Source organism: Clostridium sp. YIM B02500 (assembly GCF_022324665.1).
GTDB classification, from domain to species: domain Bacteria; phylum Bacillota; class Clostridia; order Clostridiales; family Clostridiaceae; genus Clostridium; species Clostridium beijerinckii.
The window spans coordinates 166,799-188,220 of record NZ_JAKGTE010000004.1 but is presented as its reverse complement, the minus strand read 5'-3'; the positions used below and the strand labels follow the sequence as shown (position 1 = coordinate 188,220).

The 21,422-nt window shown below is 29.7% G+C and carries 22 protein-coding genes and 1 pseudogene; 3 read left to right on the top strand and 20 right to left on the bottom strand.

What is annotated here, in order from left to right; genetic code table 11:
* Nucleotides 1-82: 82 nt before the first annotated feature.
* Entirely contained in the window at nt 83-2,488 is a 2,406-nt protein-coding gene (locus L1S46_RS05030) for a glycyl radical protein (RefSeq protein ID WP_238899400.1), read from the bottom strand.
* A 290-nt stretch (nt 2,489-2,778) separates the two neighbouring features.
* Nucleotides 2,779-3,531, bottom strand: a complete 753-nt coding sequence (locus tag L1S46_RS05025; RefSeq protein ID WP_077829027.1) for a DeoR/GlpR family DNA-binding transcription regulator — start codon at nt 3,529-3,531, stop codon at nt 2,779-2,781.
* 323 nt (nt 3,532-3,854) lie between these two features.
* Between L1S46_RS05025 and L1S46_RS05020 the strand changes: the two genes are divergently transcribed.
* Entirely contained in the window at nt 3,855-4,757 is a 903-nt protein-coding gene (locus tag L1S46_RS05020; protein ID WP_238899399.1) for a glycyl-radical enzyme activating protein, read from the top strand.
* Between the two features lie 190 nt (nt 4,758-4,947).
* Here the strand turns inward: L1S46_RS05020 and ascB are convergent, their stop codons facing one another.
* The 11 genes and pseudogenes from ascB to L1S46_RS04965 form a co-directional block, all read right to left on the bottom strand.
* The gene (ascB, locus tag L1S46_RS05015; protein WP_238860826.1) at nt 4,948-6,372 is read right to left on the bottom strand and encodes a 6-phospho-beta-glucosidase; all 1,425 of its coding nucleotides are present in this window, start codon (nt 6,370-6,372) and stop codon (nt 4,948-4,950) included.
* Nucleotides 6,365-7,792, bottom strand: a complete 1,428-nt coding sequence (gene ascF, locus L1S46_RS05010; protein WP_171780031.1) for a PTS cellobiose/arbutin/salicin transporter subunit IIBC — start codon at nt 7,790-7,792, stop codon at nt 6,365-6,367. The genes ascB and ascF overlap by 8 nt, the downstream gene beginning before the upstream one ends.
* Nucleotides 7,793-8,105: 313 nt before the next feature.
* Nucleotides 8,106-8,849 (bottom strand): MurR/RpiR family transcriptional regulator, encoded by a 744-nt coding sequence (locus L1S46_RS05005; protein ID WP_023975752.1) that lies wholly within the window; start codon nt 8,847-8,849, stop codon nt 8,106-8,108.
* An 88-nt stretch (nt 8,850-8,937) separates the two neighbouring features.
* Nucleotides 8,938-9,222, bottom strand: coding sequence for a barstar family protein (locus L1S46_RS05000; RefSeq protein ID WP_017209407.1), 285 nt, complete (start codon nt 9,220-9,222; stop codon nt 8,938-8,940).
* A gap of 22 nt (nt 9,223-9,244) precedes the next feature.
* A complete protein-coding gene (locus tag L1S46_RS04995) occupies nt 9,245-9,766 on the bottom strand; it encodes a ribonuclease domain-containing protein (RefSeq protein WP_238899398.1) in 522 nt (173 codons plus the stop codon).
* Between the two features lie 123 nt (nt 9,767-9,889).
* Nucleotides 9,890-10,033, bottom strand: coding sequence for a hypothetical protein (locus L1S46_RS04990; protein WP_238899397.1), 144 nt, complete (start codon nt 10,031-10,033; stop codon nt 9,890-9,892).
* A gap of 206 nt (nt 10,034-10,239) precedes the next feature.
* Nucleotides 10,240-10,437 (bottom strand): annotated as a pseudogene (locus L1S46_RS04985) (transposase); the annotation flags it as partial.
* 69 nt (nt 10,438-10,506) lie between these two features.
* A complete protein-coding gene (locus L1S46_RS04980; RefSeq protein WP_238899396.1) occupies nt 10,507-11,916 on the bottom strand; it encodes a HAMP domain-containing histidine kinase in 1,410 nt (469 codons plus the stop codon).
* Nucleotides 11,897-12,577, bottom strand: a complete 681-nt coding sequence (locus tag L1S46_RS04975) for a response regulator transcription factor (protein ID WP_238860831.1) — start codon at nt 12,575-12,577, stop codon at nt 11,897-11,899. Before L1S46_RS04975 ends, L1S46_RS04980 begins: the two co-directional genes overlap by 20 nt.
* 741 nt (nt 12,578-13,318) lie before the next feature.
* Nucleotides 13,319-15,070: an N-acetylmuramoyl-L-alanine amidase family protein gene (locus L1S46_RS04970; protein ID WP_238899395.1), complete on the bottom strand. Its 1,752-nt coding sequence runs from the start codon at nt 15,068-15,070 to the stop codon at nt 13,319-13,321.
* Nucleotides 15,071-15,824: 754 nt separating this feature from the next.
* Entirely contained in the window at nt 15,825-16,088 is a 264-nt protein-coding gene (locus tag L1S46_RS04965) for a hypothetical protein (protein ID WP_238899394.1), read from the bottom strand.
* Between the two features lie 201 nt (nt 16,089-16,289).
* On the opposite strand from L1S46_RS04965, the gene L1S46_RS04960 reads away from it, so the two are divergent.
* Together L1S46_RS04960 and L1S46_RS04955 are read left to right on the top strand one after the other, a co-directional pair.
* Nucleotides 16,290-16,508: a helix-turn-helix transcriptional regulator gene (locus tag L1S46_RS04960; protein WP_238899393.1), complete on the top strand. Its 219-nt coding sequence runs from the start codon at nt 16,290-16,292 to the stop codon at nt 16,506-16,508.
* A 477-nt stretch (nt 16,509-16,985) separates the two neighbouring features.
* A complete protein-coding gene (locus L1S46_RS04955; RefSeq protein ID WP_238899392.1) occupies nt 16,986-17,246 on the top strand; it encodes a helix-turn-helix transcriptional regulator in 261 nt (86 codons plus the stop codon).
* Nucleotides 17,247-17,267: 21 nt separating this feature from the next.
* On the opposite strand, the gene L1S46_RS04950 is transcribed toward L1S46_RS04955, so the two are convergent.
* The 7 genes from L1S46_RS04950 to L1S46_RS04920 form a co-directional block, all read right to left on the bottom strand.
* Nucleotides 17,268-17,696: a hypothetical protein gene (locus L1S46_RS04950; RefSeq protein ID WP_238899391.1), complete on the bottom strand. Its 429-nt coding sequence runs from the start codon at nt 17,694-17,696 to the stop codon at nt 17,268-17,270.
* A gap of 210 nt (nt 17,697-17,906) precedes the next feature.
* Nucleotides 17,907-18,503 (bottom strand): replication-relaxation family protein, encoded by a 597-nt coding sequence (locus L1S46_RS04945; protein WP_238899390.1) that lies wholly within the window; start codon nt 18,501-18,503, stop codon nt 17,907-17,909.
* On the bottom strand, nt 18,490-19,755 hold the full coding sequence (locus tag L1S46_RS04940; protein WP_238899389.1) for an FtsK/SpoIIIE domain-containing protein: 1,266 nt from the start codon (nt 19,753-19,755) through the stop codon (nt 18,490-18,492). Before L1S46_RS04940 ends, L1S46_RS04945 begins: the two co-directional genes overlap by 14 nt.
* Nucleotides 19,755-19,922, bottom strand: a complete 168-nt coding sequence (locus L1S46_RS04935) for a hypothetical protein (protein ID WP_238899388.1) — start codon at nt 19,920-19,922, stop codon at nt 19,755-19,757. The genes L1S46_RS04940 and L1S46_RS04935 overlap by 1 nt, the downstream gene beginning before the upstream one ends.
* Complete coding sequence (locus L1S46_RS04930; RefSeq protein ID WP_238899387.1) at nt 19,915-20,085, bottom strand: hypothetical protein; 171 nt, start codon at nt 20,083-20,085, stop codon at nt 19,915-19,917. Before L1S46_RS04930 ends, L1S46_RS04935 begins: the two co-directional genes overlap by 8 nt.
* A 120-nt stretch (nt 20,086-20,205) precedes the next feature.
* Nucleotides 20,206-20,409, bottom strand: a complete 204-nt coding sequence (locus tag L1S46_RS04925; protein ID WP_238899386.1) for a helix-turn-helix domain-containing protein — start codon at nt 20,407-20,409, stop codon at nt 20,206-20,208.
* Nucleotides 20,410-20,663: 254 nt separating this feature from the next.
* Nucleotides 20,664-21,335: a hypothetical protein gene (locus tag L1S46_RS04920; RefSeq protein WP_238899385.1), complete on the bottom strand. Its 672-nt coding sequence runs from the start codon at nt 21,333-21,335 to the stop codon at nt 20,664-20,666.
* Between the last annotated feature and the right edge of the window lie 87 nt (nt 21,336-21,422).

The following is a 21,422-nucleotide window of genomic DNA, read 5'->3' as shown; positions in this document are numbered from 1 at the left end:
CAGCTATTTAAGCCACATGCAAATGGTCGTGGGGTTCATAAATAATATCAATGAACATTTCACTTGGGGGAGAATTATTTTACTATAAAACTTGTTCTGTTCTTTCAATTATATCATCTTGAGTTTGTTTCGATAATACATTAAAGAAAGCACTATATCCTGCTACTCTAACAATTAGGTCTCTATGCTCTTCTGGATGTTTTTGCGCATCAAGTAAAGTATCTCTTGATACTACATTGTATTGTACATGAAAACCTTCTAAACGATTAAAGAAAGTTCTAATTAATAAAATTAACTTTTCTCTATCACTTTCCTTAGATAACATTTGTGGTGTTACCTTTTGATTTAATAATACTCCACCAGTAATATCGTGTGTTGGTAATTTTGAGACTGATTTAAATACTGCTGTAGGACCATTTTTATCCATTGCATGAGATGGTGAACACCCTTCAGCTAAAGGCTCTCCAGCCTTTCTTCCATCTGGAGTTGCCAAAGTTCCTGCTCCTTGTGGTACATTAGCTGAAATTGAAGAAGTTCCAGCATAATAGCATCCTCCAATTGGTCCTCTACCATATCTAGTATTTTTGTATTTCTTTATCTCATCAATATAGATTTCATAAGCTTCTCTTAATAATAAATCTATATAATCATCGTCATTTCCATACTTAGGAGCATCATTAAGTAATATATCTTGAATTCTTTTACCATCTTCTCCTTCAAAATTATTAAGCAATGCATCCCAAACTTGTGCTGGGGTAAAACTCTTATCTTCAAATACACATTTTTTAATTGCTGCAAGAGAATCTCCAAGGTTAGCAATACCTACTTGTAGATCACTGATAAAGTCATATACGGCTCCACCTTCTTTTAAGTTTAAACCTCTTTCAATGCAATCATCAGTTAAAGCTGAGCATAATACATCTGCTGTAACTTCTTCTATTGCTAAGTCTGCACAACTATCTATTATTACACTATGTCTTGTAAATTCACGAATTATCTTATCCCAGGCTTTCATAACCTCATCAAAGGTTGTCATATCCTTAAAGTGACCTACACCCTCGCAAAGCTTAGTTCCTGACTCGGGATCAACTCCATCATTTAAAGCTATTAATAATGATTTAGGGAAATTCAAGAAACTCATACCAGTACATCTATAACCCCATTTACCCGGAACCGCTACTTCAACACATCCAATTGCACTATAGTTATAGGCATCTTTTTCATCTACACCTTTTTCTATGAATGATGGAATAATAACTTCATCACTATTAAAGGCTGGCATTCCGAATCCTAATCTTACTACTTCTATGCATTCTTTCATAAAATCATCAGATAACCCTCTATGATAACGTACTGTTAAGTTAGGTTGTGGTAATTTTGTCTGAGCAACACTCCTTAGAATCAAGTAACTCAATGGATTTACTGCATCTTTTTTATCTACAGTCTGGCCACCAACTGTAACATTTTGATATAAGGGACTACCTGCACTAAAACGTGTATGTGACCAGCTTCTTATCTTATTTATAGTAAAAGTCTTAAGCCACAAGTTTGTTAATAATTCAGTAGCACTATCCTCAGTAATCTTTCCAAGTTTTAAATCTTTTTCATAGAAAGGATTTAAATATTGATCCATTCTTCCATATGAAAGTGAATGTCCATTTGACTCAATTTGCAAAACTAAGTGAATTATCCACAAAGATTGAACTGCTTCATGGAAAGTTTCTGCTGGATAATATGGAACTTTATTTAATATTCTTGACATTTCAAGTAATTCTTCTTTTCTATTTACATCAGATTCTTTTTCAGCTAATTCTAATGCTAAATCTGCATAACGCTTTGCAAAAGCTGCTACTGCATCAAGTACAATTAAAATTGCTCTATAAAAATAAGACTTATTTAAATTCCTATAGTCTGTAAGGTCTAGTTCCTTTAATTTCTTTTCTGTTCGCTCTTTATAATTAGTTAACCCAAGGTTTAATACAGTTTCATAATTTACCGCTATATGAGCATCCCCAGAAGTAATATTACCTTCTGCTTTTATAATCCCTAGATCATAAAAAATTCTACTTTCAGCAGGCATCCCTGCAAGACCTCTGTCTTTTAAAGTTTTATGCTCCCAAAAAGGTGCTATTTCTCTTAAAACATTCTTACTTTCTTCAGTAATATAAAATATATCACCTTCACGTTTTTCAAATTCATCAAGTTCATTTATAACCCAATCCATTGCATATTCGGGGAAAATAGGAGCTGAGCGATTTGATTCTGCTTGATTTCCCGCAATTATCGAGTTATCTTCAATAAATATAGTCATATTTTTCAATATATTTTCTAAGCATAACGCTCTACGTAATACCATTGGCTTATCAGCGTGTTCTTTGTAACTTTCCGTAGTAAGTCTAGCTCTTTCTACACTAACCATAGATTTTGCATTTAATAATTCTTCTCTAAAATTATGCATTCTATCAGTTAATTCTCCAAAATGATTCATAAATATTCTCCCCTCATTATCAATTTAATATTATAACAAGCTTTTTTACTTTCATTTGAAACTATTTTTATTTTCTTTCATAATTAAATTATATATCAACAATATCTTTTGTCAATATTATTATTTCATTTGAAATTTATATAATTATTTTCGAAACAAATAACAAAATCCTTTTTATTTAAGATAATAAAAAAATGCATAGATTATAATTTTTACTCATTAAAGTAAAACCTATACCTATGCATCTTATAAATTCCTATATTATGATTGTTCTATTCTTATAAACCATATTAATTTACACTTACCATTTGAACATCCACTTTTTCCTTCTTTAAACTTTCTAAAACATCTTCAGGAATATTAGTATCTGTAAATAAATAGCTTATCTCTTCTGCTTTAAATTGAGCTACCACTCCACGCTCAGAAAACTTTGATGATTCTGTTAATATTATAATTTTATTAGAACTTTCAGCCATGGCTTTTACCGTTTCTGTACGCATTAAGTTTTTTCCTGTAAACCCTATTTTAGAATTATAACCATCAGTTCCGATAAACAATTTATCTACAAAAAAATCTTTGACGCACTTTCTTGTTAGAGGACCTACTGATACCTGAGATTCCGGCTGGTAATCTCCTCCAAGCAACACCACTTTCGCATTTCCTTCTCTAATATAGTTTGCAATAAATGTAGAATTAGTTATTACTGTTATATCCTTTTTATTATATGCGAGTTCTTCTGCAAGTAAGGCACAAGATGAGCCCGATTCAATCATAACTGTTTCACCATCATTAACAAGTTTACTTGCCAATTGTGCTATTTTTCTTTTTATATCGTAATTAAAAGCTAATCTGCTATTGATATCATCACTTGAAGTCATAACTGCATACCCATGTTCACGCTTCAATAATCCTTTTTCTTCTAATGCACCAAGATCTTTACGTATAGTCACTTGAGATACATTTAAAAGCTCTGATAATTTACTGACTTCTATACGCTTGTTTTCATTGACAATTTCAAGAAGCTTTGTATACCTACTTGTCATAGAAACTCCTCCTTCTCTTAGGTATATTCAAAAAATAACTAGTTTATATACCTAAATCCAATGGTAATTATATCATAAACTACTTACAAAATGAACTATTTATATTTCGAATAAAAGCAACTCTGCTCATTATTGATTATATACTACTTCAAATAATATTAAACATCAAATTATTATTCTTATGAAATGCACTCTTATTTCAAATGAAACTTTTTATTTACACTTATATTTTTTCATGTTAACATTGAATCATCAATTGAAACTTAAATTATTGCGGTTCAATCATAATACTAATCTTGCTTTTACTATATGGGGGTGTTTTTATGAAAGATATAAAGGATTGCATTTTCAATATTCAAAAATACAGCATACACGATGGTCCTGGAATCAGAACTGTAGTTTTTTTCAAGGGCTGTCCCTTAAGTTGCCTATGGTGTTCAAATCCAGAATCTCAAGATAGTAAGATACAAATCATATGTGATAAAACTAAGTGCACACAATGTCTTCATTGCATAGACGTTTGTCAAAATAATGCTATTTCCTTAAATGATAATCATATAAAAATTGATTCTAACAACTGTATTTCTTGTTTTGCTTGTAAAAATTCCTGTCCTCATAAAGCTCTTTCAGCAGAAGGTGAATTTTTAACCCTTTCTCATGTTATGAATGAAGTTATGAAAGATGAAATGTTTTATGAAGAATCAAATGGTGGCGTTACTTTATCTGGTGGTGAAGTATTAATGCAGCATGAGTTTGCATCAGAATTATTAAAACTATTGAAGAATAGAAACATACACACAACCATTGAAACCACTGGATATGCTTCAAATAAAACATTCTCAAAGTTTATACAAGATGTAGATTTATTATTATTTGATATAAAACACTATGATAGAGAAAAGCATTTTAAAGTAACAAATGTTTATAATGATTTAATTATTGAAAATTTGAAAATTGCTATAGATAACGGTAAAGATGTCATTATTCGTATTCCTGTCATTCCAAACATAAACTCTAGTTTAGAAGATGCTAAAGAATTTTGTAAATTACTTGAGTCCGTTAATGCTAAGAAAGTAAACTTACTTCCATTCCATCAATTTGGGCAGAAAAAATACGAACTTCTGAACAAACCATATACTTTCCAAAATACGCAACAACTTCATGAAGAAGATTTATTAGATTATAAAAATATATTTATTAAAAACGGATTTGATTGTTATTTTTAATAAAAACCTGCATCATTTGTATATAGTTCACCTTTACTAATTCTAAAATACTTTTCTATTGCTACTTTTTAATATGTTTTTTATAGTGATGTCATTCTCTTAATATCTATAAACTAAAATAACCCAAGACAATACTAATAAATATTGTCTTGGGTTTTATAGTTACAGCACAGCGTAACCTTTAAATTTTTTATATTAAACATTCACCGTTTGTTTCTATTACTTTTTTATACCAATAAAAAGATTTTTTTCTTTTTCTCTCTAAAGTTCCAGTTCCATCATCTTGTTTATCTACATATACAAATCCATATCTTTTACTCATCTCTCCAGTGGATGCTGAAACTAAATCTATACATCCCCAAGATGTATATCCTAATAGTTCAACTCCATCTTCCATGGCTTCTTTCATTTCCATGATATGCTGTCTAAGATAATCAATCCTGTAATCATCATTTATTGAGCCATCCTCTTCTATTGTATCTTTAGCACCTAGTCCATTTTCTACTATAAATAAAGGCTTTTCGTATCTATCATATAGAGTATTCATAGTTATTCTAAGTCCTAATGGATCAATGGCCCATCCCCATTCACTAACTTCTAAATGAGGATTTTTTATGGATTTAACAACATTAGCTTCAGTTTGATTTTCCATATCCTTAGATGCACATCTAGAAGCATAATAACTAAAAGATATAAAATCTACTGTATTTTTTAATATATCCAAATCATTTTCTTCCATTACAATACTAACTTCTTTTTCTGCAAATACCCTCTTTGAATAAGATGGATACTTACCTCTAGCCTGTACATCTATGAAAAACAAATTTTCTCTATCCTTTGTATGAGCCATCCATACATCTCTTGGATCACATGAATACGGATAAAAATCTCCTCCAGCAAGCATACATCCAACTTTATTTTCTTGATTTTGTTCATGGGCTATTTTAGTTACTAAAGCACTTGCTACTAACATATGATGAGCTGCCTGATACTTAACCTGCTCTTTGTTTTCACCTTCTTTGAAATATATACCGGCTCCCGAAAAAGGACTGTGTATCAATATATTTATTTCATTAAATGTCAGCCAGTATTTAACCAAGCCATCAAATTCTTTAAAGCAGCATCTTGCATAATTTTCAAAAAATGATATCATTTTTCTACTCTTCCATGATCCATATTTATTAACCAGTTCCATTGGAACATCAAAGTGACATAAGGTTACTAATGGTTCTATATTATATTTTTTACATTCTAAAAATAAATCTTTATAAAATTTAATTCCTGCTTCATTAGGTTTACTATCATCTCCATTAGGGAAGATTCTTGTCCATGCGATTGAAGTTCTAAAAACTTTGAAGCCCATTTCAGCCATCAGAGCAATATCTTCTTTATAATGATGATAAAAATCAATTGCCTCATGACTTGGATAAAATTCACTATCTTTCAAAGTCAAATCTTCTTCTAACCCTAATTTTACTTTCATTCTGTTTATTCCATGTGGTATAACATCTACAGTGCTTAAACCTTTTCCATCTTCTCTATACGCACCTTCAGCCTGATTTGCTGCAATAGCTCCGCCCCATAGAAATTCCTCTGGAAAACTGTATTTACTCATTATCTGCCCCCATTATTTCGATATTCTCTTCTGCTGGAATATCTTCAAATCCAAATATTAGAGTTAATACGAAAGATAATACGACTGCCAGTATCATTATTCCAATTATCCAAATAAGGCTTGATGGATTTTGTGGATCAAAAAACTGAACACTTGTGAATAAACCTGGTGCAGCCATAGATCTACTTGCGAGTCCTGCTATCCCTGCTACTGCACCACATACACCACCTGAAATTAATGATGCTATCAAAGGCCTTTTAAATCTTAATGCTACTCCATACAGTGCTGGCTCTGTGATTCCTGCAATGATTGCAGAAGAAGCAGCTGCAATTGCAGTTTGTCTTAACTCTTTATTTTTAGTTTTGAAAGCAACAGCTAAAGCTGATCCTCCTAATGAAAGGTTCGCACCTATTTCTGAAGGCATTACCATTCCTTCCATGCCTGTTTCTGCTATAGTTGTTAATATAGTTGGAGTAAATACTCTATGCATTCCAGTCATAACAAGTAATGGCCATAAAGCTCCCATTATTGCTACTGACACCCATCCTAATTTGCTGTGAACAAAATAAACTAAACCTGATATTGCTGTACCAATCCATATACCTAAAGGTCCTATAAGTCCAATTGCTATTGGAGCTGCAATCAATACTATAATCGCTGGTTTTAAGAAATTTTTAGTTACTTCTGGTGTTATCTTATCTACAAATCTTTCAATATATGATAATATCCAAGTCATACAAAGTGCTGGTATTACCGTATACGTATACTTAACAGATGCAATAGGAATAAACGCTAAAGTTACTTCCTTACCTTCTGATGCGCTTACCATTAGTTTCATAAAATCTGGATGTACCATAAGTCCTGCTATTGCAATAGCTAAATAAGTATTAGTTTTAAATTTCTTAGATGCTGATACTGCCACCATAATTGGAAGGAAATAAAACGCTGCATCTCCCATAGCATTCAATAAAGTATATGTAGTACTGTCTGCTGGTAGTACTTTTAACATAGATAACATCATTACTACTAACTTTACCATTGAACCACCAATAATTGCTGGTATCAATGGTGACATTGTACTTACTAATGCATCTAATATATTAGTTCCAACTTTTTTGATAGTTAGCTTTTCTTTTTTTATCCCTTTTGCAATGTCACTTTGATCTCCAAAGTTTCCCAATTTTAAAACTTCCTTATAAACATAAGATACATTATTTCCAATAATAACTTGATGTTGCCCACCTTGGTTTACATATCCCATTACTCCATTAATTTTTTTAATCTCATCTACATTTACTTTTGAGTCGTCCTTTAAACAAACTCTTAAACGAGTCATACAATGAGTTACACTTTCAATATTTGAGATACCGCCTAAATTTTTTGCAATCGTTTTCGCAATTAATGCATAATCCTTTGCCATTTTATTACCTCACTTATATTTATTATTTTCGAATAGCTATTGAATGTATCTTAATATTAATTGAAAAAGCTTATTCTGTCACTATGTAAACCATTATAAAAAACATGTCTGTTTTTTAATAATTTGTTATTGCAAAAAAACAAAATGTTTTTTTGCAATTAAAATCGAAATGTGTTCTTGACATTTCATATATTTAAAAAACTGTGATTAACAAACAAAAAGAGTAATTAAAATAAGCTTTATCAATTTGAGTTAAAAACTTCAAATCAATAAAGCCCTATGTAAAATACTTTTATTTTTTGCGCATAGCTATTTACTCATCTTGTATAGATTCTTCTCGACGATTTTGTAGTTTCCTTCCAATTCTTTCTATTATACTGATTATTGGAATTTGAGTTGTAATATCATATATTCCTACTTTAACATATGGTACATAATATGGGATATTATAATCAGACATTTTTGCTATAGTGCAATTTTCAGTGTTAGTAATACTAACAATACAGCAATCATCTTTTTTAAATCTATTTATATGACCTATAATATCTTTTGATTCACCGGACACAGAACATACTATCACAACTGAATTTTCATAAAATTTACCTGTAGTCGGGTAATATGGATCATCAATGCATAAACTAAATTGCCCAACACTTGATAGATATCGAGCTCCATATCTTGCTACAATCCCAGACATGCTACTTCCTATAAAAATTGTTCTCTTTGCTTTTAATATAGCTTTTACAATTTCCTCTATCTTCTCATCATATTCTTCAGTATTTGTTTTCTTAAAAAAATCAATTATCTCTGTATTATCTTCACTTACTTTTTTAATTTCTTTTTCTTCTATAAATAATTTAAATTTTAGTTTAAACTCTGAATAACCACTACAACCTACTTTTTTGCAGAAATTTAATATGGTTGTAGTTGATACATGAGATTCAACTGCTAATTCCCTTATTTTCATATATCGGACCTTATCTTTATTATCCATAATATAATTATAAACAGAAATTTCTAAATCATTAAGACTTTTGATTTGACTATAACTGAACATATAATACTTCCTTCCATTGGACTATTGCATACATTATATCAACTGATAACGTTTTTTTCAATCAAGATAGATATTAAGTTTGAGTCAATTAGAAGTTGGAAATAATTTTTATCTTAAGTTTTCCTCCAGTAAATTTTTCAGCTTCATTAAAAATTTCTAAGGTATTTTCAGCATAATCACCTAATAAGTCTTTACTTTTTTGAAAGTCAACCCATTCAATTGTAACTGGCAATTGAACATCAGCAGTTAGACAATCCCAGAGTGCATCTAAGTTTTCACCGTAATGAGCAGGAAGCTTTAATTCCTGTTTTAAAATTTGGTGTAACATATTTTTATCCGTAAGCTTACTGCCTTGTATTACTACTTTATTCAAGCTATTCACATCCTTAAAAAAACTACTTTCCTTTATATAATAATTTGAATGTTTTATAATGATCTGAGGTAGAGTAAATTAATCCATCATTTGAATAAAGAATCCTATCATCCCCACGATGTCCTCCATTATAGTTAATATCGCATTCATGCCAAATTCTATTAGGCGCATCTGGTAGAGATTTTTCAGCATTCTTAAAAATATCTCCTCCAATGCTTTTACCAGGCGCTACTTTGCTAAGATCGTCTCCTGGCTTCCATCCAAGTTTATTAGCTTGCGCTTTTGTTATAAAATTTTCAGGCAAAGTTCCATTTTTATGTATATAATCTGCAACGCCTTGAAAATCATTAATAATTTTTTTATTCTTTGAATCTCCATCTTGGCTAGAATCTATCTTTTTATCTTCTGATTTTGTAGCTTCCACATGGTTATCCTGCTGCTTATTTACAGCAGTTTTATTTGTTGCTGCACACCCAAATAAACCTATTAACATAAGTAAAAGTATAAAAACAGCAGAAATTTTCTTTATAAATGATTTTTTCATTTTCATAACCATTCCTTTCGCGCTTTGCTCAAGGCACAAAACGCAATTAAATTCTATCGATTCTTGGCTTTGAGCGAATTTATTTTATATTCTTTATTCGTAGGGATAACAGCTAACTATAAATCATGTGAATGCGAGTGGACTACACCTATTTAGATGAATGAGCACTTTATCAAACCCATTTGTATCAGCCGTAAAAGAGAGTAATTCTGAAAATTCTTTTTCCATATGTATCTCTCCATCCCATAAATTCTTTTGTACCATCATACTACTTTTATTATATCTAATACTTCTTGTTTTTTCTATAATTTTACACAAGGGAGTGTCGCAAAATGATTAAATTTTAATCAGGAGCGATACTCCTTTTCGGTTTAAACTAACAAATTTCTAAATATTTGAAATACAATATTAATTATTTAAAGATTTCTAATTTTTAAGTGCACTAAAATAAGCCCAGTTAATTTATTCCATAATTAGGCAGTAGGTTTCAATTCATGAAGATGATTCTTAGTTTTTTCATTTTGTATTTTTGAATGTAATTTGTTAATGTTATAACCAAAACAAAGCAAAATAAATTCAGTTTGAACGCTATTTTTTCCACGTGTTAAAAATCTATTGAATTCATAATCACTTTTTAGAACTCCAAATGTTCCTTCGAGAAGTACGGCCTTTAAAATATCCCTATTTGGGGGATTATATAAAAAAAATTAAGAATACAACAGGACAGTTTCAGCTATTATTTACAAATTTAATGTAATAGTTAGTTTTGTTCCAATGCCTTCTTCGCTTTCTACATCTATTGTACCCCTATGCATATCAGCAATCCATTTTGCAATAGATAAACCAAGACCTGTTCCACCTTTTTCCTTAGACCTGGATTTATCAACGATATAAAATCTATCAAATATATTCTTAATTTCATCCCCAGGTATTCCAATGCCGTTATCAGTAATAGTTAGCTTCACAACCTTATCCTGTATCTCTGAACTTACATCTATTTTATTTCCCTCTTGTGTGAATTTAATACCATTATCAATAAATATCCTTAGCATTTGTTTTATCCTTTTATAATCAGCTATAATGAGAACCGCATCATTTTTATTACTTGTGATTATATGATTTGGAGCTATCAGTTTGCTTTCTGTTACTATTTCATCAACAAGTTCATTCAGATAAAAGCTTTTCTTTTCAATCACTTGAGTTCCACTATCACCTCTTGCCAGGAATAATAGCTTTTCAACTAAATCAGCCATATTAGTAGCCTCTAATTTAATTGCATAAATAGATTTTTCCAACGCTTCTCTATCATCTTTTCCCCATCTATCTAATAGGTTTGCATATCCTCGAATAACTGCAATGGGAGTTCTAAGTTCATGTGATGCATCTGATACAAACTGGGCCTGCCTGCTAAATGACTCTTGAAGCCTATCTATCATCTTATTAAAAGTATTTACAAGTCTATTAAGTTCATCATCAGAATCAGTTCCTTCTATTCTTTCCTTTAAGTTATTAATGCTTATATTTTCAGCAGTTGTAGTTATATAATCAATAGGCTTTAACATTTTCTTACTTACTATGTACCCTAATATTAGAGATATTATCATACCTATAAAATCAGTTATAACCATAGATACAAATAACGTTTCTAAAAAATGATATTCATTATTCATATCTTTTACTATTTGAAAATATACACCGCCATATTCTTTACTTTCATATTCAACATTTTCATATAATAAATAAACGTCATTTTCTTTTAAATATTTTACCTTTTCTAGTGAGGGATCTGTTTTATCCTGAGGCATTTCAATTTCATAGTTAAAATCATCAGATGTATTTATTACTGTCCCATCTTCCTTTATTACCCTTATGAATATATTTTGATTAGATGGAACATCTGAAAAAATATCATCATCTGATACATCTAAATGTTGATTTTCTGATTTGATGTCATTTAATACAACGTCCTTCGTATCTTCAATTTGATTAATCCCTTCATTATATAAATGATACTTTACTCCATATAAAATTGAAGCATTTAACAAAAGTAATATTCCTAGAAACATAAAGGCATAAACTATTGCTATCTTAATAGAAATTTTTCTGTTTTTAATACTTTTTAAAACCTTACTAATTATCTTTGATAACATAGCCTACTCCCCTTATTGTAGTTATAAGACTCTCTTCAAAACTATCATCAATTTTGCTTCGCAAATATCTTATAAATACATCTACAACATTTGTATCTCCTGCATAATCATACCCCCATACATCTTCAGTTAATTTATCTCTTGAAAGCACAATATTTTTATTAATCAATAAAGTTTCAAGAAGATCATATTCCTTTTTGGTGAGTTTAATTTCCTTACCTGATCTCCATACCTGATGAGTTGCATTATTAATTACAATATCCTTAACTTTTATTTCATCAATCTTATTTTTCAATACATTTTCTCTTGTATACACTCTAATTCTTGCTAATAATTCTTCTATTGCAAATGGCTTTGTTAAATAATCATTAGCTCCAATATCAAGTCCTAGAACTTTGTCAGATATGTCACTTTTAGCAGTAATCATTATAATAGGAACATTAGAGAATTGCCTAATTCTCCTACAAACTTCAATTCCATTTAAACTTGGTATCATTATATCTAGGAGAATTAAATCATACTCAGTATTCTCAACCTTCTCCAATGCTTTTCTTCCATCATATTCTGTATACGTTATATATCCTTCATGCTTAAGCTCCATTTCAATAAACATTGACATTTGTTTCTCATCTTCTACTATTAAAATTTTATGCTTCCCCATGTTATCATCTCCCATCAAAATTATTTTCAGCTTTATAAAAAATATTGTTTTTTATAATTATAATGTTACTATTCAAACAGCCTTTCCCATATCATGGTAATGTTTATAACCATATTTTTAACTATTATGTACTTTTCTTTATCAATTTATATATAATTTATTTAATATACTAAATTGCCAAAAATATTGCTGGAAACAAAGTTCCCAGCAATATTTTGGATCTTAAAAATTATGTTTAAAAATTTTATTATAAATCTCTGCCCGAGCATGCAGAAACTTAAATTTTAGGAAAAATGTTTAAAACAGCAAACAATTTTTTCTACATTCTTATTGTCACATCAAAACATTAAGATAACATTAAAATAGTATTAGAATAACATTAGAATGGTAATATAATATTATAGGTAAATTACACAAAACCTAGAATTATGCGATAACTCTCCAAAATAAGTTAAAGTTTAGCAAATACAAATATACGGGGATATTCCATCAATGGATCTCACTCTTAAATCAGATTAATATCTTAAATTATATACTACAACAGAAAGAACATATAGTCCTTTTCGCGGTGTTGCATTGAGAATAGGGCTGTAAGAATTTCTTCATATAGAAGTTGTTCCATTTTAACTTGTCCCAACTTCACATTGAGAGCAAGTTAAAATAGGTACAACTTCTACTGTTAGAAATCCGCAGCCCTATTCTCTAGCAACAGAGCAAAAGACTATATGTCCTTTCAGTAAGTTATCTAATCCAAGCTCCATTAGCTCCTAATACATAACCATCAACAGTTGTGTTAGCTAGCATAGCGCCTGATGAATTTAAGTAGTACCAAGTTCCATTGTCATTTAACCATCCAGTTGCCATGGCACCTGATGCTGATAAGAAATACCAAGTTCCGTTATCATTCACCCAGCCTGTCCCCATAACACCATCAGCTTTTAAGTAGTACCAATTACCACCTAAGTTTAACCATCCTGCAGCTTTAGTTCCATCAGCTTTGTTATAAGTCCAAGTACCGTTAGTAGCTTGTACCCATCCAGCGGTTACTGCTGGTGTTGTAGCTGCTGTATCAGTTGTGGTATCATCAGCTTTTGTTCCACCGATTACTGAGTAAACTGCATCACTTTGATTCCAAGCAACAATATTATCTTTATTATAGACTGACATTTCATCAAAAGAGCCATCTACTTTATATACTTTGTCCCAATCTTTATCATTATTCCATTCATAGATATATCCTCCGTTTAATCTCCAAAGGTTTCCACTTGCATCTATATCAAATGCATAACCGTCATAACTATTACCACTATCAGATGACTTTTCTATATCTTCACCCTTGCTTAAATCTGCAAAGTCGGTGTAAGTATATCCATTAGTACCTTTTAATGTTATTGTTTGAGTAGCTATTTGCTTGTCCGATGTTATTCCATAATTAACTATTTTTCCATCTACAACAGTGTATCCTGAATCCGTATAACCGTTAGCAGCATTAATTAAATCGCCAGTTTTATCTGCACCTTTATCATCAGAGATTACATAAGCAGTTACTGTCTTAGCATACTTTGCTCCCTTAATATTATCAGATGCTTGCGCTTTTGATATTTTTTGAATGACATCAAAAGTTACTGCACCAGTTGTTTGCTTAAATGCACTATTACCACTAACAGCAATTCCATTTATTTTTTGTACAATTGAATTAGTAGTGCTTATAGTAACAGTTGCTGTTCTATAGATATAATCTGCATCTTGTCCAATTACTTTTGCAGTTGTACTGTCAACACTTCCTGTTACATCACCTTTAGTAGTATTTGCATCATACTTATCATTTGTATTATCTACACTTACTGTTTTACTAACTCCGCTTTCTGTTGTTGTTACTTTAATTTTTCCTAAGTTGTAATCTGCATCAATATATGCTCCATTTGCATCTGTGTATACATTTAAATATGAAGTATTTTTATTTGTTGCATCCTGTGCAGAATATTGAGTTTCATACCATACTTCTCCAAACTTTGCTCCAGGAAGCTCTGTTACAGTTGGAATTGCTTCTGATTGGTTCGCTGAACTTCCTTCAACATATCTTCCATCTGTATCCTTTTTAATCTTTTTTCTTAAAGCTGCAGCAGCATCATCTTCTGCATTAGATTTTATAGATTCATCAGTTGCTTTACCTGTTCCTAAATCAAGGAAATAATCACCATTTGATACATCAACATATTTATCACCATATGCTGCAACAGATGATCCTGTATCAATATCTGATACATCATTGTATTTACCATTATTTAAATAATAAACAGCTTCGTCTTTATCATTAACCTCTCCATCAATATAAAATTTACCGTCTTTATATGCTACGGCATCATAAATAGTACCATCTTGTGCTTCTATTTTTTTATAATCTGCAGCATAAGCTCCAGTTGCAGGTGCTATTGAAACAATAGCAGCTGCTGCTAATAATAATGATGTAATTTTATTTGCTCTTCTAAACATGTTTATTTCTTCCTCCATTAGTTAATATTCTTAATGTTCCACATTTGTATTTTTGCATTAAAGCATTAAAATAAGATTAAAATAGCATTAGAATAACATTAGAATAATTTAGCAAAAAATATATCACAGCATTAGAAATAAAATTTATTTTAAGAAAACCTGACTAAAAAAACATAAAAATAAAGATCCTCATGAAATAGAAAGTGTAACATATTATTATAAGCTAAGCTCATTATGGTAACATTATATTTAATATATTAACTAAATTTGTAGATAATAAGGATTTGCTTTCAATTTATTTATATAAATGAAGTTTCATATCAAAATAGATTGATTAATGCAATAGATTTTACTGAGTTAATGAATTATAGAAATAAGAATGTACAGGTTTCTCATATAGGACATTCTCAAATAAATCTAAAATTTATCCTGTTTGAACGTTATCATATTATATGAAAGGTCTACCTTTTACAAATTCACCATTAAATCTGTTTATTGGTTCTTAACAATGTTATTATATATAATTTGTTATAATAAAATAACCCACGAAAATCCGAATTCCAGATTTTCGTGGGTTTCATGGTGGAGGCGACGGGTGTCGAACCCGTGTTTATTACATAATGGTAACGCGTATTTTACTAGTTCCTCTTATAACAGCATGTTTTGAAAATATCATTTTTGATATACTGCATATTCATTACTGTACGGTAACATATGCAGTATAGTTTAAAACAATGTGTGTCAAAATGGGATGTCAATTGAGTATCTTCGATAGCTCTATATTCAAGGCTTTGCATAACTTTATGGATGTAGATAATTTTACTTTAGAAAAAGGACAATATAACAAATATATCAATTTTAATATATTTATATTAGCTTTCTTAGATAACGAGACCATCTTTTCTTTTCTATCATACATATATCTTTTAATATTCTTCTTTATATTTGTTTGGCTGACCATTTGCGCTTGTTTTCCCTTCTCATCTTCTACTTTAATGTTTAATGTTTTTTCTGTCATGGCTTTGACCCCCTTGTATTTTACCCTTGAATTAATCATTGATTAGATTGTATCATATACACCGATAAAAGCAAACATACGTTCTTTTAAAATGCATAAGATTTCCTTAGTTATTTCTTTTTTATGTATTTTTGCTCCTTTTATTAGCAAAATAGCACATTTTTGAATTTCATTGTTAGAATTGTCTCGAGGTGATTAATAATGTTAGCTTCGAGATTAACATATCTTCGTAAAGAACTTGAATTTACTCAAGCCGAACTTTCAAAAAAACTTAAAATATCACGTAGCGCTTATTCACATTATGAAAGTGGCCAACATGATCCACCGATTTCTACTTTAATTTTATTAGCGGATTTTTATGGAGTTAGTATTGATTTTTTGGTTGGTAGGACTAGCACCAGAAAACCATATCCCAAATAAGTTTTGTAAATCATGTATCAAGCTTAAATCTTTTTGAAAACTACATTTCAATCTTCCTTCTATTCAATTAATATCATTCGTTAATTTTTTAACTTTTCTTTATAACCCCTCTCTATTTTTCATATAAGATATTGATCAATTCCTATAATCTAATTATACAACTAAAATCGTTCACTGACAGTAACCGTTAGACTCAATTCGAGTTTTGACCTTTCTTTAAATTCTGTGTTTTCTTGATTTTTTATAGAATATTAGGTCTAATATGTAAATATTTTATATTTTATTGTGTTATACATTTAAAATACATAGTCTTAATTTAAATTCATTTAAAACAATAATTATAATTGATTGTTTTTGTCTTAAATTTACAATAGTTTTAAATCTAACTAATATATTTAAAATAATTATTGAAAATTTTGTAGAAAATAGAGGAATATTATGATAATTGTAGAATAATAAATATACTACAAATTACAAATGAAAAATCTGTTTACTGAGGTGGTTTGCCTGCTCGAGGAAAAGCGAACTGAAAAAGAACTTTCTTTAACTGAATTAGCTCTTAAAATTGGGGTTAGTAAATCTTATCTATCAAAAATGGAAAAGCATCCTGGTATTTGCAACCCTACTATAAGAGTTATATTCAAAATCTCTCAAGAGCTTGGGATAAGCCCTTATAGAGTTCTACACTATTTTAAACAACATTATATTCCTGATAATGAGGAAGACCAAGATAGTTAATTATCCTGGTCTTTTAACTGATTATTTAATAGCAGCAATATTAATCCAATTAGGATCTATTTGCTTAGGTCCTGTAGAAATTAAAGATTGTACTATATCTAAATTTCTAGTGGTAATATCTTTAGCCTTAAGCATTGCGTAAATAGCGTGTGCATCATTTTTAAACTTCTTATGTTCATATTGCTTTACACTCTTTTCTAAGTAGTATTTTATAGCTAATATCCTTTCTCTACTAAGCTCCTTGTTCCTAAGATTGTCATGAAATAATTTTTGAGTATAATTATATTTCATTTCTACCTTTAAGGACCTTATCTTGTGTCTGTTCATATCCTCTATTACCATTTCGGCTGTTATAACTGATCTGGGTAATAGACTAAGTTTTCTTAATCCTAGATTTGTGAATAATTTTATTAATATTGGTAATGTTAATAATACAATGATGAAATACATAATCATCATCCTTTCATCTAATATTCATATTACTGTTTTGTATAAATATTATCTGGCGTTTGGTGTAAAATTTATCTTAAGTAATATGTAAATTAAATCGTTGGATTTGGTGTTGTATTATGTATTGGGTAGATTATAGGTATATCCCTACAATCTACCTTTTTCATTTTTGATATAAATTCATTCTTCACATTCAATAAAATAAAAGTATTATATAATAGTAGGATTTTGTAATAATAAAGAATTTATATTATTGTAAAACAAATCTAAGTAAACTACATTGAAGTTTTTACTATTGTATCTCAATCTTGCGTTTGATGGTCTTGATATTATGACTATAGGGAATGTACCACAACACTGTTTTTGCACTTCTCCACTATTGAATAATTCCTCATACTTTTGCATCTTGCCTATAGGTGTATTATGAGTTAGATCAATTTCCAACAATACGAAAAATACATTGCCATTATGTGAAAATGTAATAAATGCATCTGGTCTAATTTCTCCATCTAGAAATCTAGGTTGGTTTTTGACAGCTATTATATTAGCTCCATATTTTTTGACTTCTTTTAGGAACTCATAGACTAACAAATCATGATTACTTATCATCTTTTCTCTAAAGTATACCTTTGCTTTTAACAAAGTGCTTACGGTACTTTTTAATATACTCATATCCTCTAGCTGTTTCAGTCTTCTTCTACACCCTTCGTAATTACCATTAAAGTATAATTGTGTGCATTGTGGCACTGTTATTGCCTTATATTCTTCTATCCACGTTAAAATCTCTCTATCTCTATTTGTTAGCATTCTTGAAATCCTCCAGTGAAATTACTCCTTTACGTAACTTATTATTCTTAGGTTTTTCTTCTACTATATCAGTTTCCTCAATATCAATTATCTTTGGCTGTTCAATAGAGTAAATTTTATTATTGATCTTCTTAACATTAAGTATCTCTTGTTTTTCTTCATCTGAAGGTATTTTAATATCAGGAACATACTTATGCAAAACAATGTAATCTTCATCAATCCACGGAGTTTTAACCATTATATAATCACTATTTCCGTCAATAATGCACTCTCTTTCTTTTAATTTAGTCGCATCTGTGGTATTTATAATATTTGTACTGTCTATAACGGATTTTTGTCTAAAGGTTATTCTGGTCATTTGACTCTTTAAATCCGGTGGCAGGTTTGTTGCTGTGCTTCTTTGGATACAAGTTATTAAATGTATTCCCACTGATCTTCCTGCCTTTGCTATTTTCATAATGTAATCCCATAAGTCTGTTTCCATAAAAAATGATAATTCTTCAATCGTAACAAATATTCTTCTCATAAATTTTTCTTTTTTATGTTTGTTCCACTGAGTTATATTTCTAATACCGAATTTTTTGAATTGCTCACTACGCCTGTCCATTTCCTTGATAAGTTTCAATAAAGCCACCTTGCACATATCTTCGTTATAGGCTGTATACTTAACGCAATCGCAGTTTTCGAAAGCACTTATTTCGCTTTTACATATTTGCAATAAATATAAGTCTATATATTTGCTGCTATTATAAATTAAATTTGCTAATATTGAAGCTAATAAAAATGTTTTTCCGGTTCCTGTTGCTCCACCTATTAGAATATGAGGGTCCTTATTTAAATTCACAAAATAGTTTTGTCCTTTAAAGTCTTTTCCAATACATAATAGATGACTTAAACACTTGACTGGCTCAAATTTAAACTTATTTATGTCTTTATTTACTACATACATTTTTATATAGTCTTCAAATCTCTCTTTTTGAATCTGAACAATTGAATTTAAATTACATTCTAAAATATTTATCTTGCTTTCTAAATGTTCTACGCTTAAACCTTTTGTATTCTTCAGATAGCATACATATCCGTAACTCTTAGTTTCTATCTTATAAATTTTAAATGTTTCTTCATCTTTATTTTTTATTCCAGTTTTCAACATTACTTCGTTGAAATTGCTCTTAAATTTTCTTTCTTCCGATGCATTTAGATAGTTATATAAATATACACTTCCAACCGCTAATCCTAGCTCTACAAACATTACTTGTGCACCTTCTTATAATTAATATCTGTAACTTTAACTATTGCTAGTGCAATAACAGAACCATATAAAACAAATCCCTCAAATGCTCCATAGCCAAAAGCTCCACCCAAGTGTTTACAATTACTATATATGAAATTAAAAAGTTGTAAATCTAAATTAAACATTATCTTTCTCCTTTCTCATATATCTTTCTGGGTAATATATCTCTCCAAGTATTTGTTTTATTTCAGCGCCCCTATCTTCTAATTCATATAGGCGTTTATATAACTCTATTTCCTTTGTAGATGTGGTTTTAAAGCTAAGTGGTATTACTAAAGGCTTATCCATGTTTTAGCTCCTTTTTAATTAATCTTTAGTTAAAATATATGCAACTATTTATAAAAAGTTTCTTGATATTTATAAAAATATTTTATAAATATTAGAAAAAATAAATAAAAAAAATGGTGGCTATTCTTCTAACCACCAAATGTCATCTACTTTTTTATTTAGTATTTTAGCTATTTCAAACATTTTTTTACTGCCTGGAAGCACAGCCCCATTTTCCCATACATAATAAGTCTTTATATTTACCTTTAACCTATCAGCAAAATCTTTTGGATCCTCTGCATATTCTCTCATTCTAATTTCTTTTAATTTATTTTTTACCCCCACAATACCACCTCTATATAATTGTAAAATAATTACATGCAATTATCAATAAATAAAATATAATCCTGTGTTATATATTTTAACGCATATTTTTTAATTATTTACAAATAATATAAGTGCTCAAATATAAAGTTTATACGCACCAAAAGAGATAGCAATTACTCAGTCTCCTAGCTATCTCTTTTTTCATATTTCTTTCCTTACACTTCTACAAAAGCAAATAGAAGCAAAATGTAGTCGATCAATTTCTAAGTTTTTTAGTTCTTCTGAACTTGGAGTCCTGTCAGCCTTAAGTATTCACCATCTTTTACAGTCAAATAGGTATCCGCGGTAACATTTTCATTTGCAATGATATCTCCTACTTCGTATCTACTGTCTTTGTATACTCCATCCTTAGGTATTACGGAAGGTGCTTTATCAATTGGATACATTACTGCATTGGTTAATTTAAAATAATCTCCATCCTTTAAAGTTACATAACTGTTGCTACCATCTGTTAAGTTTTCATTAAAAATTATGCTGCCCGGCTCACCTGTACTATTCTTTGAACAACTATAATAGCCTCTGCCATTTGAAATTACTAAATACTCACTTGCTTGAATATCTGTTCCTACTTTATAAGTTCCTTGTTTAATTGCTCCATCAGATTTTATTTCATCGTCTTTTTTTACTTCTTCCTTTTTAGGTTCGTCTTTTGGGGCAATAGTTTCTTGCTTGGATTCTCCTTTTATATTCGTTGTTTGAGTTATTGGAGCTTTTTCAGATGTAAATATAGAAATCAATAATAGAGCGATTGTTGCTGTAGCTAACTTCTTAATCGATTTCTTTTTATCAGGCAATTCTCTCCCTAATGTCGCCCATTTTGGCTTTATAAATAATAAAATTAATTCAATTAAACATGCAATAAATCCTATTTTAAACAATATCATACTTCTTCCTCCATTTTTAAAGTTTATATTATTAATTGTATAATATGTATAATTTTTGTCAATAAAAAAAGAGCTAGGTTTTACCCT

Coding starts and splice junctions, on each gene's coding strand:
- L1S46_RS05030 (WP_238899400.1), bottom strand. CDS start 2,488: ATGAATCATTTTGGAGAATTAACTGATAGAATGCATAATTTTAGAGAA.
- L1S46_RS05025 (WP_077829027.1), bottom strand. CDS start 3,531: ATGACAAGTAGGTATACAAAGCTTCTTGAAATTGTCAATGAAAACAAG.
- L1S46_RS05020 (WP_238899399.1), top strand. CDS start 3,855: ATGAAAGATATAAAGGATTGCATTTTCAATATTCAAAAATACAGCATA.
- ascB (WP_238860826.1), bottom strand. CDS start 6,372: ATGAGTAAATACAGTTTTCCAGAGGAATTTCTATGGGGCGGAGCTATT.
- ascF (WP_171780031.1), bottom strand. CDS start 7,792: ATGGCAAAGGATTATGCATTAATTGCGAAAACGATTGCAAAAAATTTA.
- L1S46_RS05005 (WP_023975752.1), bottom strand. CDS start 8,849: ATGTTCAGTTATAGTCAAATCAAAAGTCTTAATGATTTAGAAATTTCT.
- L1S46_RS04995 (WP_238899398.1), bottom strand. CDS start 9,766: ATGAAAAAATCATTTATAAAGAAAATTTCTGCTGTTTTTATACTTTTA.
- L1S46_RS04990 (WP_238899397.1), bottom strand. CDS start 10,033: ATGATGGTACAAAAGAATTTATGGGATGGAGAGATACATATGGAAAAA.
- L1S46_RS04980 (WP_238899396.1), bottom strand. CDS start 11,916: ATGTTATCAAAGATAATTAGTAAGGTTTTAAAAAGTATTAAAAACAGA.
- L1S46_RS04975 (WP_238860831.1), bottom strand. CDS start 12,577: ATGGGGAAGCATAAAATTTTAATAGTAGAAGATGAGAAACAAATGTCA.
- L1S46_RS04970 (WP_238899395.1), bottom strand. CDS start 15,070: ATGTTTAGAAGAGCAAATAAAATTACATCATTATTATTAGCAGCAGCT.
- L1S46_RS04965 (WP_238899394.1), bottom strand. CDS start 16,088: ATGACAGAAAAAACATTAAACATTAAAGTAGAAGATGAGAAGGGAAAA.
- L1S46_RS04960 (WP_238899393.1), top strand. CDS start 16,290: ATGTTAGCTTCGAGATTAACATATCTTCGTAAAGAACTTGAATTTACT.
- L1S46_RS04955 (WP_238899392.1), top strand. CDS start 16,986: ATGAAAAATCTGTTTACTGAGGTGGTTTGCCTGCTCGAGGAAAAGCGA.
- L1S46_RS04950 (WP_238899391.1), bottom strand. CDS start 17,696: ATGTATTTCATCATTGTATTATTAACATTACCAATATTAATAAAATTA.
- L1S46_RS04945 (WP_238899390.1), bottom strand. CDS start 18,503: ATGCTAACAAATAGAGATAGAGAGATTTTAACGTGGATAGAAGAATAT.
- L1S46_RS04940 (WP_238899389.1), bottom strand. CDS start 19,755: ATGTTTGTAGAGCTAGGATTAGCGGTTGGAAGTGTATATTTATATAAC.
- L1S46_RS04935 (WP_238899388.1), bottom strand. CDS start 19,922: ATGTTTAATTTAGATTTACAACTTTTTAATTTCATATATAGTAATTGT.
- L1S46_RS04930 (WP_238899387.1), bottom strand. CDS start 20,085: ATGGATAAGCCTTTAGTAATACCACTTAGCTTTAAAACCACATCTACA.
- L1S46_RS04920 (WP_238899385.1), bottom strand. CDS start 21,335: ATGATATTGTTTAAAATAGGATTTATTGCATGTTTAATTGAATTAATT.